This is a genomic window from Sphingobacterium sp. UBA7253 (genome assembly GCF_002472745.1).
Classification (GTDB): domain Bacteria; phylum Bacteroidota; class Bacteroidia; order Sphingobacteriales; family Sphingobacteriaceae; genus Sphingobacterium; species Sphingobacterium siyangense.
This window is the reverse complement of the sequence record NZ_DKSP01000180.1, coordinates 45,604-62,387: the sequence shown is the minus strand read 5'-3', so window position 1 is coordinate 62,387 and position 16,784 is coordinate 45,604. Positions and strand designations below refer to the sequence as shown.

Annotated in this window: 8 protein-coding genes; all 8 read right to left on the bottom strand. The window is 40.0% G+C overall.

Annotated features, from left to right (window positions below; translation table 11 throughout):
* Positions 1 to 205: 205 nt before the first annotated feature.
* Complete coding sequence (locus B2X72_RS18340) at positions 206 to 2,587, bottom strand: ABC transporter permease (RefSeq protein ID WP_088160325.1); 2,382 nt, start codon at positions 2,585 to 2,587, stop codon at positions 206 to 208.
* 69 nt (positions 2,588 to 2,656) lie between these two features.
* On the bottom strand, positions 2,657 to 5,065 hold the full coding sequence (locus B2X72_RS18335; RefSeq protein WP_088160326.1) for an ABC transporter permease: 2,409 nt from the start codon (positions 5,063 to 5,065) through the stop codon (positions 2,657 to 2,659).
* A gap of 47 nt (positions 5,066 to 5,112) precedes the next feature.
* Positions 5,113 to 7,584, bottom strand: coding sequence for an ABC transporter permease (locus B2X72_RS18330; RefSeq protein ID WP_286850979.1), 2,472 nt, complete (start codon positions 7,582 to 7,584; stop codon positions 5,113 to 5,115).
* Between the two features lie 34 nt (positions 7,585 to 7,618).
* The gene (locus B2X72_RS18325) at positions 7,619 to 10,039 is read right to left on the bottom strand and encodes an ABC transporter permease (protein WP_286850977.1); all 2,421 of its coding nucleotides are present in this window, start codon (positions 10,037 to 10,039) and stop codon (positions 7,619 to 7,621) included.
* A 62-nt stretch (positions 10,040 to 10,101) separates the two neighbouring features.
* A complete protein-coding gene (locus tag B2X72_RS18320; protein WP_088160329.1) occupies positions 10,102 to 12,477 on the bottom strand; it encodes an ABC transporter permease in 2,376 nt (791 codons plus the stop codon).
* A 133-nt stretch (positions 12,478 to 12,610) separates the two neighbouring features.
* Positions 12,611 to 15,016, bottom strand: a complete 2,406-nt coding sequence (locus B2X72_RS18315; RefSeq protein WP_088160330.1) for an ABC transporter permease — start codon at positions 15,014 to 15,016, stop codon at positions 12,611 to 12,613.
* A 44-nt stretch (positions 15,017 to 15,060) separates the two neighbouring features.
* On the bottom strand, positions 15,061 to 15,738 hold the full coding sequence (locus tag B2X72_RS18310; protein ID WP_046672289.1) for an ABC transporter ATP-binding protein: 678 nt from the start codon (positions 15,736 to 15,738) through the stop codon (positions 15,061 to 15,063).
* 91 nt (positions 15,739 to 15,829) lie between these two features.
* A partial coding sequence (locus tag B2X72_RS18305; protein WP_286850975.1) for an ABC transporter permease occupies positions 15,830 to 16,784 on the bottom strand: 955 nt, incomplete at its 5' end.

Genomic DNA, 16,784 nt, shown 5'->3' with positions numbered 1-16,784 from the left:
TAAATATGTTGATAATTGCTGTAATGCTTATCAAAAGAAAATTGTTTCAGTACCCATAATGTACTTATCAGGGCAACAGTAAACCCCAATGCTAATCCCAAAATATTTATTGTTGTGTTTAAGGGACTGCGCTTCAAATTTCTCAGCGCTGTTTTTAGGAATAATCGAATCATTTTATGCTGTTGTTTTGGTTCTCAAATATAAACTATTCATCGTGCAAACTTTTTACAGGATTGGCGTATGCCGCTTTGATGGACTGGAAACTCACCGTAAATAATGCAATAGCAATGGTTATCCCCGCCGCATATAGAAATATGGTAAATGGGAGAGTCGTTCTGAAAGCAAAACCATCGAGCCAATTTGTGCTGAAATATACAGCGATTGGTACAGCGATGACATTGGCTAAAATGACTAAGAGTAAAAATTCCTTGTTTAATAATTGTATAATACCGAATACCGTTGCGCCAAGGACCTTTCTGATACCAATTTCTTTGGTCCTAACCTGTGCGGTGTAGGTGCATAGTCCTAAGAGTCCTAAGCAGGAGATGACGATGGCAATCAGGGCAAAAAAATTGAATAAGGAGCCTTGTTTCTGCTCATTCGTATATTGCTTTTGATAGCTTTCGTCCAGGAAGCTGTAATTCATCGGCATATCATCATAATAAATTTTCCAGATCTGTTGCAAGGAGTTTAATGCGGATTTTGTACCAGAAGTTGTTGTTTTAAGGTATAGCTGCCAGCAATCTTTTGGGCTATATTGAAAGACCATAGGCTCAATCTTTTGTCTGGCGCTCGCATAATTAAAGTCTTTTACAACCCCAATAATAGTTCCCGGAACTGTTCGAATGCGTAAACGTACGCCAATCGGATCTTTTAAACCCATTTCCCGCGCTGCCGATTCATTGATAATGAAATGGGTTGAATCTGCTATGGAGCCTGTGAAATTACGACCTTGCGTAAGTTTTATCTTAAAAAAGTCGAGCGCCGATTGATCGGAATATGTCATATTGAACCAAAGATTGGATTTGCTTGGCTTTCCTTCCCAATCGTTGTCCCCAGTTGAAGCACCACCATAAACCATGTCGCGGCCAAGACGGATAACATCATCAATATCCTTATTTTTTAGAAGTTCGGTTTTGACAGCATCAAAATGTTTGGACATTTTTGGCGCCATAGTAACGGAAATAATATGATCCTTTTCGTAGCCTAAATTTTGATGTTTTATAAAATCCAATTGACGGCCAATAACAATTGTTAAGGTGATAAGAATTATAGAAACAGTGAATTGCAGGACAACCAGTATTTTTCGTGCACTGGAATTTTTTATGGTAAATCGGCCCTTCAATACCTTAATTGGATCAAACTTCGATAAAAGCAGGGCAGGGTATACACTAGTAAGTACTAGTGTTCCCAAAAGCATAATCAGTACGCTTATCCATAACGTAGGATTAAAGAGCTGTAGCGAAATCTGCTTCCCTGAGAAATTATTAAATAGGGGGAGACCAATAAATACGAAGGCAAGTGCCAATGTTGATGCAATGACAAATAGTATGGTTGTTTCCAATATAAATTGGAAAAAAAGTTCCTTTCTACCTGCGCCGATAACTTTACGTATCCCCACTTCTTTGGCGCGCGACAACGACCGTGCAGTAGAAAGATTGATATAGTTAATACTTGCTATTACAAGAATCATAATCGCTACACCTATAAAAACTCGAACATTGTCAATTCCTGCATCACCCCCATCCATTTGGTAGAGATGCACCTTTGCGAGTGCTTGTGTAACGTAGGGGACAGGGGCATCCTCAGGTTTGTTCCTTTCGTGTATCGCCTGAAGCTTTTTTGAAACTGTAGCAAGATTTGCATCAGGCCTCAGCAGCAGATAGGTTTCGAATGAAAAATTGGACCAATCTTCATCCATGGAAGATAGAAAGGTCTTATTATCATAGGTCGTTTTATTTTTGATGTAGGCTTGCTCATTAAATCTCGAAATGGGAAGCAGAACCTGAAATTGAAAAGTAGAGTTTTCAGGATAATCAGCAATGACACCTGATACAACACAAAGGTCCTCGATACCTAATGTTACGGTTTTTCCAATTGGATTTTCATCACCGAAATACCGACGTGCCGTGCGCTGGGTGATTACAATGGAATTGTTGTCAGGGAAGGGTTGTTTTGAATTTCCCTGTAGTAGCGGAAAATCGAAAACCGTAAAATAACTGGGGTCTACAAACGCAAAATTCTTTTCGTTAAATCTCTTCTCTTTATGTTTAAGTGCAGCATCTCCAATTTTGAAAATACGTACTGCATCTTGGACTTCAGGAATTTCCTTTTTTGCAAAATTTCCTACGGGAGCAATGATGGATCCAAAGATTCGTTTTGATATCCCCGTTCCCCCTTCTATTCCAATTTTGTAAATGGAGCGCTGATGTTTATGGAATCGGTCAAAGGACAGCTCATCTTGTATCCATAGCAATAGGAATATCCCCACAACCATTCCTGCTGTTAATCCTAAAATATTAATGGCACTGTAGAATTTATTAGAAAAAATACTTCGCCATGCGGTTTTGATGAAGTTCTTTATCATTGTTATGGGGGTTTAAGTTCTTAATACATGTTATGAATACACATAAGCCTATCTCTTTTACTCGCTGATTTACTCATCCCTTAGACTATTGATCGGGTTTGCTTTTGCTGCAAAGACACTTTTGGTTGATAGTACAAGACTTGCAAAGGCAATCAACCCTACGGCTGACAGCCCAAAAATCCAGGGACTTATTGTGGTTCGGTAAACAAAGTCGTTCAGCCAGCTATGCATAAAATAATAAGCAATTGGAAAAGCTACCAGACAGGCTATTGCAACCAGTGATAGCAAATTCCGAAGCAGTAAAAATGTGATCTGGAAAACAGAAGCCCCCAATACTTTGCGAATTCCAATTTCCTTTGTGCGCTGATTTGCCGTAAATATGGCAAGTCCAAATAAGCCTAATCCAGCAATTAGCACAGAGAGTCCTACTGCCCAAGAAAGGAGCTTAGACAGCTGCTTCTCTTGCGTATAGAAGTTCTGGATGACCTCATCTACAAACCGTAGGTCCAATTCATCATCAGGGAACACCGATTTGTAGCTTGATGTTATTTTATCAATGGCGTTTTTCCAGTTTTCAGGATGCGATTGATCCAAGGCAATATGGAGTACATATCCTTCTTTACTGCCTGTATAAAGAACTGGTTTAACCCCTTGTCGCGCTGAAGACAAATCAAAATCCTCCATTACACCAACGATGATGTTCTGTCCATTTTCGAAGGTTTTACCAATGGCATCCTGCGGGTTTTTGATATGCAGTAGTTCAAGTCCTTTTCTATTGATCAACATTTCACTTGTTGAATCCAATAAACGGATATTTCTTCCCGCTAAAAGTGGAATCTGATAAACATCTAAATAGTTTTCATCACCAGAGCGGCTATCAAAAGTCAAGGATTCCTTGTCCGGCGATTGATCGTAAGAGATTGCGGTAGTCATCCAGCCGTTCATCGCGGGTGCAATGTTCCCGAAACTGATTGCCTTAATATCCGTTAGCTTTTTGAGCTCATTTTTAAGGACTACACCTTTTGCCGAATTTTGGAAAGCTCCCGGAATGTAGACATTAACAATAGCGTCCTTTTGAAAACCCATGTCTCGATGGGAGACGTAATTGATTTGCCGGACAACAACCAGTACACAAATTAGAAAAGCCTGAGCTAATACAAATTGGAAAATAGTCAGTGCTTTGCGTATCCATGCGCTTCGGGAAAGATTCGTGTTTTTTCCAAGCTGGTTTTTGAGCGCTAGCACCGGCGCATATCCTGTCAGTACCCAGGCAGGGTAAAATCCGGCTAGTAAGGTTACTAAGACCAATTGTCCAAATAGAAAGAAAACAATAACGGTTTTGTCCAGGCCTTCCATGCTTAGGTTTTTCGGAATAAATCCTTCAAAGACATGTAAGAACAATGGCAATAATAAGACCGCAAGTACTGTTGCGGTCAAAGTTATCAGAAAAGTTTCGATCAAAAACTGTTTGATCAATGTAGTTTTAGAACTACCCAACGTCTTACGAATGCCCACTTCTTTGGCTCTTTCAATAGACTGAGCCGTGGATAGATTGATAAAATTTACGGCCCCCAGGGCTAAGAGGAAGATTGCAAGTAAAATAAGGTTGCGTAGTGCTTCCGGATGGGGGGCGTCATAATTAAATCTTGTATCAAAATGTACATCCGCCAATGCTTGTAATTCAAGCTTATCGTTAATTTTCTCTCCTTCTTTGTATTTATATTTCTTCAGGAGATTCGCGATATTACGCTCTATTAAAAGAGGGTTACTTTGTGCTTTTGTTTTGATGAGCACCTGATGTGAATCCGATATGCTATTCCAAGCTTCCCATGTATACATGTTTTTTAAATTGTTATCCTGAGGGATCGTCGACTCAGCGATGAAGCTTTCAAAATTGAAATCCGAATTATGCTGCGGATTTTCAATTACACCGGCGACCTGAAGTGGGATACTATCTGCATAGATGATGGTTTTGCCAATCACATTTGCAGGCAGTTCTTTTCCATAAAACTTTTCTAATGTTTTCTCTGTAAGGATAATATTTCCGGATGAATTCAAAGCCTTAGCACTTCCAGCCAACCATTTTGAAGGGAAAATATCGAAATATTGACTGTTCGTGAATACCATCTTCTGTTCTTTCGGGAAAGTCTGGAATTTGTCTGTTGCCAGAGAAACTTTCAGCTTTTGGACATGGCTTCGATAAATCGGGGCTACGGCCTCCAAGTTGGGTAACTCTGCTTGCATGGTGCGTACCAACGGTACGTAGACGCCGGCATTTTTGAACTCTCCGTTATTGACAACACGATAGACCTGTTGTTGGTTGGGAACATGTTTGTCAAAACTGTAGTCGTATTGGATCATCAGGAAAATAACCAGCGTCGCGGTAATACCAATCGCAAGACTCGTGATATTGATAAACGTGATCAACTTATGTTTTTTAAAAAAACGATAGGCTGTTTTAAGTGAATTTACAATCATTGTTATTTCGTTTTTTGTTAATCCTCCAATTTGATATACTCGTGTCGCTATTCGTCCCGTAGGCTATTGACAGGATTTTGGATAGCCGCCTTGATCGATTGAAAACTAATGGTCAGTACTGCCGCAAATAGTGCAAGCCCAGCGCCTAAGATAAAAGGTGTTGCCGTAAGGTCGATGCGGTAGTAAAAATCTTCCAGCCATTTGCTACACGTCCACCAGGTCAATGGTGCGGCAATTAGGATGCTGATTAAAATGAGTTGTACGAAGTTCTTTGCTAATAAATGAAAGATACTTGGAATACTCGCACCCAAAACTTTACGGATACCGATCTCTTTGCTGCGTTGGAAAGCCGCAAGGGTAATCAGCCCAAAGAGACCCAAACAACCGATTAAAACAGCAACAATTGTACTCACGTTAATTAATTTGGCCAGATTTTGCTCTTTTTGATAAAGAGAAGCGATCGTTTCATCGTAGAATTTTATTTCTATCGGGAGTTCCGGAAAAAACTGTGTATATACTTTATTGATCGCTTGGATACTGGTTTTCCATTCTTTGCTGTTTCCCGATAGTTTTATATTGAAGGTATAAGCACCGCGACTAAAACTGCGCAAAGCCAAAGGTGTGATCTCTTTATAGAATTCCTGGGCATGGAAGTCTTTAATAACACCGACTATCGGAAACATACTGTCTTCCTGACCGATAGATTTTCCTATGGCATCTTGTGGGGATTTGAAACCAAAAGCTTTTACTGCAGATTCATTGATAATATAGGCATTGACAGTATCTGATTGTGGTAGGTTATTTCCCGCGATTAGCTTCATGTCATATACAGCTATATAATTCGGATCTGCATTTTTAAAGAAAATATCGGATGAAATTTTTTCTTTTAGTGTAGGGTCTTGTCGATGAAACCAAGATGATGAATAATTATTTGATAGGGGCTTGCTACCGATTGACGCTGCCGAAACACCTTTTATTTTTTGGATCTCATGTAGGAGTGTTTGTTTCTTACTTTGATCCAGTTTTTCCTCATAAAATTTGTTGATGAGCTTGGAAGGTAGATCGAAAGTAACAACAGCATCTTTGTCGAATCCCATATCTTTGTTGAGGGTATAGGAGAGTTGCTGGCCGATAATGAGTGCTGAAACCGTAAAGAATTGAGCAATAAAGAATTGGAATACAATCAACGTTTTCCGAAGGTTGATTTGTGTTTTTCCGATTTGAAACTGCTTGCCAGCCCGAAATAAATTGACAGGCTGTACCTTTTTAATTAACCAAGAAGGATATGCCGAGGAAATTAAAGTCGTTACGGTCAGTAAAACTGCGATAAACAGCATTGATGTCGTCGAACTTGTAAAATCCTTTACTTTCTCCGGAATCATTTCCTGAAAATAGAAAAAGGCCAGTTTCGTCAGAAAGACCGAACAAACAAGTGCAATGGCAATGGTTAAAAGCGATTCAAAAATAATTTGGCTAACCAATTTTCCCTGACTACTTCCCAATGTTTTACGGACACCAATATCTTTACTCCGCGCTGGGATTTGTGCCGTACTAAGATTGATATAGTTGATACAGGCCAAAAGCATCAGAAAGGCAGCTACGGCAATTAATCCATATATAACGGTTTTGCTTGTTCTTTCGGCGTACCATTCTTTTATGTGGACTGCAAAATGGGAATCTTTTAGTGGCATGACCACGACCTTACGGTTGTAGTCAAACTTAGGTTTTTTTTCCTGGCTGAATTCCTGCCATTTTTTTTGTCCGATTTTATTGATAGTTGCCTGGATTGGAAGGTCTTTTACACCATCTTTTAATCGGATATAAAGTCTGTCAGTACCATTGGTATTCGTCCAGACATTCAGTGGGTAGACTTCTTCTTTAAGCAAGACGAATTCTGTGCCATTGAACTCCGTGTTGAAGCCAAGGTCATCAATAATACCAGTTACTGTTTTGGGTATACTGTCGTTATAAAAGATGGTTTTGCCGATTAAGCCCTGGGCAGCCTGGTTTGGGAAATAAATGGCTGCCCTTTTTTTTGTCAATACGATGTCGTTGGCAGTTGAAAATGCTTTCTCAGGTGAACCTGCTAACCATTTGTAGCCAACGAGCTTGAAGTAGTCGCTGGTAGTCTCCGTCACATTGCCTTCAGCCTCATCAAAGTCCTCGACAAGTTTTTGATTTTTTTGTCCCTTGTTGATTGTGACAGATTCCATTTGATAATTTCTGAATGCTGGAGCGACCAGTTCCACGCCCGGAATTTCTTTTCGAATGGCCTGATAAAACGGCTTGGCCAATCCCCCATTGTAATTATCCTTACCATCATTTTTAAACTGAGAAATGATCCGATAGGTTCGATCAAGCTGAGGAACTCCAGTTTCAAAACTATACTCATAATTGACAATCTTAAATATGACCCAACATGACGTAATGCCGATGGCTAGTCCAATAATATTTAATAGGGAGAATAGTTTATTCTTCCAAAGTTGTCGAATTGCCGATTTTAATAGGAGGTTGTTCATAGCTGGAGTATCGTGATGGGATTAAATTATATTGTTATTCGTCTCTTAAACTATCTACAGGATTTGCCTTGGCAGCCTTGAGTGTTTGAAAACTCACCGTTACTAATGCGATAATGATTGTAGCAAAACCAGCAAAGACAAACATCCACCATTGTGGTTCAATGTGATACGCAAAATTGTCAAGCCATTTTTTCATCGCCATCCAAGATAGTGGTGTCGCGATGAGAAGCGCTACAGCCAATAACTTGATGAAGTCGGAAGAGAGCAGGAGGATTAAATTATAGATGGATGCACCGAGAACTTTCCGTACGCCGATTTCTTTGGTCCGCTGTTGGGCTGTATACGTAACAAGTCCCAATAAACCTAAACAGGCAATAAAAAGTGCCAGGCCGGAGAAGGCTGTAAAAAGTCTTCTAAAATTAAAATCCGCTTCATATTGTCGATTGAAATTGTCGTCGAGAAAGCTATATAAAAATGGACGGTTTGGTACAAGTTCATTCCACAGCTTGCCGATTCTGGCAACGGTCTCAGGCTGGTTTACATGTTGGATATTTAAGGTTAAATAGCGGCTGCTGCTTGGTTCAAGTCGCAAAGCTAAAGGCTCAATCTTACGGTGTAAAGAAAGGTAATTGAAATCTTTCACCACACCGATAACCGTTCCTTCTCTTCCCCATTGACGAAATTGTTTGCCAATAATATCTTGTGGATTTGAATAGCCCCATTGTTTTGCGGCAGATTCATTGATAACAAGTGAATGGGCCGTATCTGCTGGGAAATCTCTGGAATAGGCACGCCCTGCGGCCATTTGCAGACCAATATTAGGAATAAAGTCAACATCGACTTCATATAAGAAAGGAGCAAATTGACTCATTGTTCCGTTTGCTGACATGATTTCTGTTCCTGCATTTGGAAAAAATGTTCCCGGTACCGTACGTGATGCCGTGACAGACAAAACATCTTTATCTTTTGCTAGTGTAGATTTTATCGCTTCCAGGTTATTGTTTACCTTATCATCGAAATTATAATCTATCACAAGCCGTTGATCTTTTTGAAATCCAAGATCTCGGTGCTGTAATTGATCTAGTTGAGAAAAGACGACGACTGTACCTGCAATGAGCGCAATAGAAAGGCAAAATTGGAAAACAACTAATACGCGACGTAATAATGTACCCCCTTTGCTGTTGCTATAACTTCCTTTAAGTACTGCAATCGGTTTGAAATTTGCTAGAATCAACGCGGGATAGCTGGCAGCAAGAAGTCCCGTAAAAATGGTGGTGAATAGGAATATTGCCCAGGTCGTCCCATTTTTCAGGGACGAATAATTGAGGTGTTTGCCCGAGAATGCTTCCAAAAAGGGGAGAAAGGCCATAACGAGCAGTATCGCCAAAATACTACTGACGAATACAAGAACCAATGATTCAGACATAAACTGAAAGATCAGATTGCTTTTGCTTGCTCCTATGGTTTTTCGTACGCCGACTTCCTTTGCTCTTTCCATTGACCTTGATGTAGCCAGATTCATAAAGTTCACACAGGCGATCAGTAAGATGAATCCGCCAATAATGCTGAATATGTATAAATTCTGATAGCTTCCATTGGTACCGGGTTGACGATCCGCAGACGAGTGCATGTAAGCTTGCAGAAGTGGCTCGATATGGAAATTGTATTTTGCATTTGGGTTTTCATTTGTTGGGAGTTGCCGCTTGAGAAACTTCGGTATTTTCTGGTCGAACTTTACAGGATCAAAGTCTTTTGAAGCGAGAAAGTACGTGTAGAAGTCTACATAATCCCAGCCTTCTTTATTAAATACGTCCGGCCGTGCTTTTCGGAATGTACTCATCGAGAGCAATGCATCGAACGTAAAGTGTGAATTAGGGGGGACATCGGCCATTACTGCCGTTACAGTATATAGACCTGCATCGGCACGACCAGCAGCTAAACCTCCCTCAAGCGTCTTGCCAATGGGATTTTGATCTCCGAAATATTTCTTAGCGGTACTTTCTGTTAATACGACAGAATAGGCATTCTTTAAGGCTGTATGCGGGTCGCCGGCTAAAACCTTCCAACTAAAGACATCAAATGCAGTAGAGTCCATGAAAAATACATTTTCCTCCTGGAATCTTTTATCGCCTTGTTTGAGCAGGATAGACGTTTGCCCTGAAAATTGAACGACCTTTTCGATTTCAGGAAAATCGGCTTTGATGGCTTCACCGATTGGACCATTGCCCCAGATTTGATGCTGTTCTGTGCTGCTTACATCTTTATAGTCATGGACGATGCGGTAAATTCGATCTTTATTCACATGATATTTGTCGTATGACAATTCATTTTGCACATAAATTGCTATCAATAGGCAACAGGCTAATCCTATTGCCAAGCCAATTATGTTTATGGTTGAATACCCTTTATTTTTGGAGATATTGCGCCAGGCTATTTTTATATAGTTCTTGATCATCGCTTTATTCTTTAGTTTTAGTGTATCAATATGTTTAATCCACTTTTACTGTATTTTTCTTATTATTCGTCTCTTAAACTATCTACGGGATTGGATAAAGCTGCCCGAACAGCCTGATAGCTGACGGTGAAAATGGCGATCAGCAAGGCCAAGATACCACCGAAGACAAATGTTTGCACCTCTAGATCTGTTTTATAGGCAAAATTGCTTAACCATTGTTTCATCAGGTAAACTGCAATAGGGCAGGCAATCAGAATGGAAATGGAGACGAGTATCACGAAATTTTTCCCCAATAGACGGACGACTCCAAAGGTGCTAGCGCCAAGAACTTTACGGATACCGATTTCCTTTACACGCATTTGCGCTTCGTGAGTTGCCAACGCAAACAGACCTAAAGCAGATATAAAAATGGCGATGCCAGCGAAAATATTGAACAACAAACCTGTGCGCTGCTCGGATTTATATAGACTATCAAATTGCTGATCAATGAAAGTATATTTGAAAGGGGCGTCTGATGGATAGCGGTTATAGATCTTTTCTAAAACTTTAATGGCCTCAGGGGCTTTTGTCGTACTCGTTTTAACATAAAGTGTGCCCGATCCCCAGCGCGTCCAGAAGACCATTGGGCCTATTTTATCTTTGATGGATTTGAAGTGGAAGTCTTTCACAACACCGATAATTTGTCCAGGGAAATCGTGGAAACTCATATTGGATCCCACGTACGGCGGTTTTAATCCCATCTGTTTCGCCAAAGTCTCGTTGATGATATAGCCGGACGAATCAACCGGCATTCCGCTAAAGTTTTTTCCTTCGAGGAATTGCATGTTCATCAAAGGAATAAAATCCTTATCGATGGTCGCTTGAGCAACAATGAGTTTGTTGTCTTTGGACTTGCCGGGCCAATCGATATCGCCCGTGGCATTTCCAAAATCGGTCATGTTGTATAAACTTGATAGGGAAACCCCTTGTATCGCCTCATTGCTTTTTAGTTCAGCACGTATCGCGTCCATATGTTTGTAAGCCTCCTCAGGAAGACCAAGTGTTAATACATGATCTCTATCATACCCCAAATTGATCTTTTGGATAAAGTCCAATTGCTTTTTAATAATCAGCGTACATACAATTAGCGTTACGGAGAGTGTAAACTGGAAAACCACCAATATTTTACGCATGGTATTCGAGGAAACACCTTTTATTGATTTTCCTTTTAACGAATGAATGGGATTGAACGAGGAAAGCTGTATCGCAGGATATATACTGGACAGTCCCAATGTGCCTATAATTGCTGCCCCAATATACAGCCATATCGTCGTGTTATGGAAATTTAGACTGATTGATTTTTGTGCGATCTGATTATATCCGGTATGAAGGATCACGATAAGGATGAAAGCGATCAGTAGTGAACAAAGAAATACAACAACAGTTTCGGTGATAAATTGTAGGAATAAATGGAGACGGTTGGCGCCGATTATTTTACGGATACCAACATCTTTCGCCCGATCCAATGCTCTTGCAGTACTTAGATTGACATAATTTACCGCACCGATCACTAGGAGCAATATCGCAATGATCCCAAAAATCTGAACCATGCGAAGTGTCGATTTATTTCCGTCAGGAGCGATTAAATGCATGGTTTTGAGTGGATCTAAAACAAATATAGTCGAGTTTTCACCGTCGCGGGCTTTGGTATAAGTGTCTGTGACCGATTTTCCGATAAGTGCTGCAGAAGCATGAGGTTTGACTTTAATATACGTTGAAAAACTATAGTTGCCCATATCTTCATCTATTGTTTTCCATTTACCGTTGCCGCCCCAGTTTGTAAACCGCTGTGCATGATACCCCAGTGGGATAACGACATCGAATTGCATGGAGGAGTTTTGTGGAACATCGTTTAGGATACCTGCTACGGTGAAGAGATCTTTCTGATAACGGAAAGTTTTTCCAATGGCTTTTTGCGTACTAAAAAGTTTTTCAGCAGTTGATGGGGTGATAAGTGCCTGTTTATAATTTTCCTGAAAACCTGCAAGCGAGCCCTCTTTCAAGGGGAAATGAAACATCTTGAAAAAATTACCATCTACATAATAGATGTTCATATCAGTTACCGGACGTTTCAGTTTGTCATTGACCAACGTGGTATTGTAATCCTGTGAAACACGCGTTGCGTAATCTACCTCCGGTACATTTTGTGCATAGTTTCCTATAGGCCCGGGAGATGTCCCCCATATCGAACCGTTGTGCTCGGGATCCAAATGAGAATTGACTTTGTAAATCTGTTCAAAATCTGGGTGGAATTTATCAAAGCTCTTTTCGTCCTGTACCCAGAAAATAATTAATATGGAGGCAGTAAGGCTGACCGACAGACCTAATATATTGATCGCGGTATAGAATTTCCGTTTCCTTAATTCTCTAATTGCGGTTATTAAATAGTTCTTTATCATGGTGATAGGCTTTCTTTGATTAACTTTGTTTTTTTGTCACTCCTTGTAGCGCTTTATTCAAAACAAGGATTGTGATGGGATCATGACTGATTCCCATCATTCTCCTTGATCACTATTGAGCTTCTTGACTATTTTATTCATCTCTTAAACTATTTACTGGGTTTGCACGCGCTGCTTTTATGGATTGGTAGCTCATTGTAAAAAATGCAATGAGTAGGGTTGCTACAGCTGGAATGATAAACATCCACCAGGATAGATCTATCTTATAAGCAAAATCATCCAACCATTTGTGCATCGTCCACCAAGCAATTGGGGTAGCGATCAAAATAGAAATGAGTATAAGTTTGATATAATCTTTTGATAATAATCCAATAATCCCCAGTACCGTACTTCCCAACACTTTTCGAATACCAATTTCTTTTGTACGCTGTACCGTCGTGATGGTAACCAGTCCGATCAATCCCAGGCAGCTGATGAGAATTGTCGTTGATGTAAATAGATTGATGATCTTCGAGAATTTTAGATCACTGCTATAGAGTTCTTTGATTTGCTGATCATAGAAATCATATTTGAATGGCGCTTTTGGATAATATTTTTGCCACTCTTTTTCAATCTGCTTTAATGTTTCGGGCCAGGTAGCTGAATTATTATTGAGTTTGACACTTAGTCTGTTTAATTCCCATTTTTTAACGGAACTTAGCATAACGACAGGCTGAATGGCTGCATGGAGATTTTTTGTGTGAAAATTGTCGGTTACCCCCACAATCTGGCGCTGTTTGTCGGTATACGTAACAAAGCTCCCTACAGCGTTTTCAGCAGATTTAAAACCTAATTTTTGAACGCTGGCTAAGTTTAACACGATGCCTGTGCTCGTATCGGCCAATTGCAGCGGGCGGCCAGCAAGCATTTTAAAATTATAGAGCTTAAAGTTATCTTGGTCGACAAATTTCATTTGTACATCGGCTTGTAACTGTCCCGTATCACTTTTGGCAAACAAGGCATTTCCCCAATGGTCGTTACTCATGGGCAGATGCCCCAAGGAAGCCTGCTCAACACCTGCGATGTGCTTAATCGCTTGTTTGAAAACAAAAGGATCAACATTACTGTCCTGATAGCTTTTACTCGGAAAACGTAGGGTAATGATCGCATCCTTATCAAAGCCGTAGTTATTCTGTAGTGCATGTTTCAATTGTAGACCAATGATGCAAGTTGAAATAACAAATAGCTGGGCAATCAAAAATTGAAAAACAATGAGCATTTTTCGAAAAGAAAGATTGCCAAATTTGAGCGTTTGCGCATTCGAGATTTTAATGACTTCAACAATCTTGACTTTGTTTGTCAATAAAATCGGATAACCTGAGGAAATTAAAGTAATCGTAATTGTAAGTGTTGCTAAAAATAGCGATACACCCCAGGGATCTGGATATAGCTTGAGCTGATCGGGAATATATGCGGCTAAAACTGTTTGAATGAGAATAAGTAAAGGCCAAGATAAAAGCACCGAAAAAGCCGTAATGCAAAATGTTTCTAGCAGAAAGGATTTTGTAATTCTTTTCTGGCTTTCTCCCAATGTCTTTCTGATACCAATTTCCTTGGCGCGTTGTGGGATTTGGGCTGTAGCGAGATTGATGTAATTGACACAGGCGAGTAAGAGCAAAAATATACCTATGCCGATAAGACCGTACATTATTTTCTGATCAACATTATTTTGCGCATAAGAAGTAAAATGTAAGTCTTTTAAAGGAACTGTATTTACATGCATTTTAAATCCAAACTTGTCAAATTCAGCATGTGTCATCTCATACGCCTTTTTGTCGGCTGTCTTTATGAGGTTAGGAAGGGAAGCCGATGATTTTACCTTAATAAAGAGCTGCCAATTGGAATTTGAATTGTTCCAGTTTGTGCTATTCCATTCCTGTTCTGGAATCCGGATAAATTCTTTACCCAAAAAGCTGCTTGGATGAGCTAGATCTTTTACAATACCGGCGACATTGTATAATGTACTATCATAGGATAAGGTCTGTCCTATGATTTGGTCTATTGACGTGTTTGGGAAATACAATTTAGCCCGCGATTCTGTCAGGATGACTTCATGGCTATTTTTTAGTATATTCCTTTGGTCGCCAGCTAACCAAACATAAGGTGTCATTTTGAAATAGTCTCCCGTGGTACCGATGATTTCGGGCTGATCTTCAAACTCTATTTTCTGCGCGCCGCCATTATTACTGACACGCTCGAAGTATTGTTTAAAGATGGGTACTGTCAGTTCAACATTGACAAAGTTATCCTTGATATATGCCGGTAATGGTGCGGGAACACCATCGAAATGATCTAATTTATCCTTTTCCTCATAGGAGGTATGGACCTTGTAAATCTGCTCACTTTCCGGATGATGCTGGTCAAAACTAAATTCATAATTGACGATACGGAAAATTAGCCAACAGGCACTTATTCCGATGGCAAGCCCAAATACATTTAAAAATGTGAAAAGACGGTTGCGCCATAATTGTCTGAAAATTAATTTAATCGTGCTCATCATCTATAGGTTATTAGGATTAATATCTTGGTTATATATGAGTTGTCTTATACCGAAGTTGTTTCCATAATCACTTGTCCGTCTAGCATGCGGATTACACGATCAGAGAATTTTGCATCGTGCTCACTGTGTGTTACCATGACGATGGTTGTGCCGGCCTCGTTCAATTCAGTCAGGAGTTGCATAACTTCGTTACCGTTATTGGAATCGAGGTTACCTGTAGGCTCATCGGCAAGGATCAGTTTGGGATTATTGACAACCGCACGAGCGACAGCCACACGTTGCTGTTGACCTCCGGAAAGCTGTTGTGGGAAGTGATTGCGACGGTGCATGATCTGCACTTTTTCCAAAACTTCTTCTACACGTTTTTTGCGTTCTGCTGCTGGAACATTGGTATAAACCAGTGGAAGTTCCACGTTTTCAAATACGGTCAGCTCATCGATCAAATTGAAGCTCTGGAACACAAAACCAATGTTATGTTTGCGAAGATCTGAGCGACCGCGTTCTTTGAATTTGGCAACTTCAATCTCGTTGAATAGATAGCTTCCTTCATCCAAATCATCCAATAGACCAATGATATTGAGTAAAGTCGATTTCCCACAGCCCGAAGGCCCCATTACAGCAACAAACTCTCCCTCTTTGACATGGATATTGAGGTTGTTTAATGCGACGGTTTCAACTTCTTCTGTGCGGTAATACTTTTGAAGATTTGTGATTTTGATCATATTTTTTGTGCTCATGGTTTTTATGTTTTGTATCCTTGGCGAAATTGCTTTGGACAGTTACTATTTCTGTTATTAAATTCTTTTTTAGTGTTTATTGATCTCTTAAAGTCTTTGTCGGATTGGCTATCGCTGCTTTAAATGCCTGTGAACTGATGGTCAATAGGGCAATGATAATAGCTGTCAGACCACTGATGATAAAAATGGTCCAGGAAATATCGATATGATGTGCATAATTAGTTAGCCATTTGCTCATGATCATCCATGCAATAGGAAAGGCAATGATACATGATATTGCTACAAGAATGACAAATTCACGGTTGAGCATTTGGATAAGTCCCGAAACAGAGGCGCCCAAGACTTTACGAATGCTGATCTCTTTTGCGCGTTGCTCTGTTGCAAAGGCGGCTAAACCAAATAGACCTAAGCAGGATATAATGATAGACATCAGTGCAAATACACTGGATAGTTGCTGTACAAAAAGCTCCGCTTTAAACTTATTATTGAAACTATCATCTAAAAATTTATAGTCAAAAGGGAAGCCTGGGTTATTTTTGACGATGACCTTCTCGATTTGTTGAATGGCATCTGGTAAATCTACTCCAGCCTTTGTCTTAATGGTCATGATCCCATTATCTCTATTCATTGGTAGAAACAGCATCGGCTCAGGATCGGCATACACATTGTTATAAACGAAGTTCTTGACGACACCGGCGATAGTAAACTTTTCCTCACCGTAGCTGATGATGTTACCGGCCACAAGGCCATCTTTTTTGATCAGTTTTGCAAATGCTTCGTTGATGACAACCGATGTGCTGTCGCCTACAAAATTTTGATGAAAGTTTCTACCGTCAAAAAGCTTTAAGTCTAAAGCTGGAATAAGGCCCTCATCAGAACGTAACATACCAATCAAAATACTGGCATTTGGATCTTTTCCCTCCCAGCTAAAACCGGACGTATTGGAGTTGATATTGAGGATACTCATGTCACTGACACCGACTTCTTGCACAACTCCTGTTGCTAATAATTGATTTTTAATGAGCGGCAGA